A 1,445-nucleotide genomic window follows, 5' to 3' on the forward strand; every position below is an offset into this window, starting at 1 on the left:
CGCGCCGACGATGAAGAGCAGCGCCGCGGTGAGACGGTCGTAGGCAAGTTTTTTCAGTGACTCCGTTGGTGATTTCTGTTTCTGAGTTGCCGTAAAGCGTGACCTATAGAATGTTTCACTCTTTTTTGGAACTGATGAATCTTTTCCAAAATAAAAATTTAGAGGAAAACCCAACTCTTTTACAATTCTAAACAAAGTTTCAGCTGGTGGTTCTGACTTCCCATTCTCATATTTTGAAACCATTTGCTTTGAGACTCCAAGAATGCTAGACAACTCTGTAATTGAATAAGACCTAAAATATCTCGCTTCTTTCAATCGTTCTCCATTAAATGCTTTCATTTTTTCAATTCCTAACTAATTTTCTTCTTTTTTTCTTTAAGTTTAATCTTAATTGGCTCTTCAGAAACAGCCCCTGTTGTTTTACTAGTTGTAACTGGACTAGGTAATATTCTATCAGGAATTATTTCTTCATCTATAAAATCAAGATGAGCATTTATAGTAACTAGCGTAACACTACCCGTTTTCGTATCTCGTCTAATAACAAACACATTACCTAAATTTTCATAAAATTCTCCATACATAGACTTGCAAACCTCTTGAGAATGTTTGATTTCATTTTCAAAAACTGACTCATCATCCTCAAAAAGAGCTACTTCACTATTAGGAGCAGAATTAAAATTAGAATTTAATACCCTAACTGTATGAGGTAAATAATGGCTAGATGAATATATTTGACTCTCAGGAGTTTTATTATTCATAAATAAAAAAATATTTTTTGTTTGCTCATTAAAAACAGCTACTAATTCCCATAAATTACCTCGTTGAATCGTAACAGCAACAAGTCCCATATTTTCTGCTCCATAAGCAATATTTTCGAAACGAAGATTCCAAGCAAGAAAATGGCGACCATTCTCTGTACGAGTTGCCATTTGGTCAAAAATAGCCTTAACATCATTACTTACCGGTTTTTCAAACAATTCTTTTAAACTAATAAGGTTTTCCTCAGGCTCAGAGCAATAAACTTTTTTCATATATTCACCTCCATTTATTTTTTAACCTCTGGAATATATGAGTATATTTTATCGAAAAAACCCAAATATGTCAACCTATTTAGAAAAAAGTTGTTTTTAGTCAACCGATTTTCCACTTTTATGAAAAGTCATTATTCTATAGTCTCAACACATCTGATAGATACTTATTTCATAAGATAGATTTTTACTAAAACCATTATTTTTCTAAAATAAAAAACTGCCATTTCTGACAGTTTAAACGACTAGTTTTTTGTCATTTCGGACGATTTTTTAAAATTTATATTTTCAATAATTTGTTATTGTCTTTACGCAGGCAGTAACCCTTTAAACCAGAACCCTCTTCCTCTCGCTTTGGTCTTTGATTTATATAGCGCCCCTACTGAAAATCCTCCTGCTCTGCGGTATGTATCTCCC

2 protein-coding genes are annotated in these 1,445 nt (G+C 32.9%); both read right to left on the minus strand.

Features of this window, described 5'->3' with window-relative positions; translation table 11 throughout:
- On the minus strand, positions 1–339 hold a 339-nt coding region (locus ABT112_RS35110), incomplete at its 3' end, for a helix-turn-helix domain-containing protein (RefSeq protein ID WP_351515827.1).
- Positions 340–350: 11 nt separating this feature from the next.
- Positions 351–1,031 carry a DUF5986 family protein gene (locus tag ABT112_RS35115; protein ID WP_081213346.1) on the minus strand — a complete coding sequence of 227 codons (681 nt, stop codon included), beginning with the start codon at positions 1,029–1,031 and terminating at the stop codon, positions 351–353.
- Positions 1,032–1,445 lie beyond the last annotated feature (414 nt).

Source organism: Streptomyces sp. NPDC002055 (assembly GCF_040296705.1).
Taxonomy (GTDB): domain Bacteria; phylum Actinomycetota; class Actinomycetes; order Streptomycetales; family Streptomycetaceae; genus Streptomyces.

What these genes read in the sequence shown, in the direction of transcription:
- ABT112_RS35115 (WP_081213346.1), bottom strand. Translation starts at nt 1,031, where the DNA reads ATGAAAAAAGTTTATTGCTCTGAGCCTGAGGAAAACCTTATTAGTTTA.